This window comes from Pseudomonas sp. RW10S2, from assembly GCF_014268985.1.
In the GTDB taxonomy this organism is placed as follows: Bacteria; Pseudomonadota; Gammaproteobacteria; order Pseudomonadales; family Pseudomonadaceae; genus Aquipseudomonas; species Aquipseudomonas wayambapalatensis.
Map to the genome: position 1 here is coordinate 1 of NZ_JABWRO010000253.1, position 379 is coordinate 379.

Annotated in this window: 1 protein-coding gene; it reads left to right on the top strand. The window is 64.4% G+C overall.

What is annotated here, in order from left to right:
• Positions 1-379: immunoglobulin-like domain-containing protein (locus HU729_RS25600; protein WP_186711930.1), on the top strand; the 379-nt coding region annotated here is incomplete at both ends.

The following is a 379-nucleotide window of genomic DNA, read 5'->3' on the forward strand; positions in this document are numbered from 1 at the left end:
GCCGGCGCAGGGTGACGACGTATTCAAGGACGCGGGCTCCGTGACCCTGGGCGTGACCGACGCCAGCGTACCGGGCAAGACGTTCGAGGATCTGAAGCTTGGTGGTGCGGCCACCGTCCAGATCAGCGACACCGAGAGCGAAGTCGTCGCGACCCTGACTGCCGACAAGACCACCGTGTCCGAAGGCGGCCAGATCACCTACACCGTCACCCTGACCAATGGTCAGGGCCTGGATGTCACTGGCCATGGCGGCCTGACCTTCACCCTTTCGGATGGCACCAAAGTCACCATCCCGGCGGGCAGTGCTACCGGCACGGCCACTATCACTGCTCCGGACGACGTCTATGTTGGCGGCCAGCCAGCGATCGTGAACAAGCTG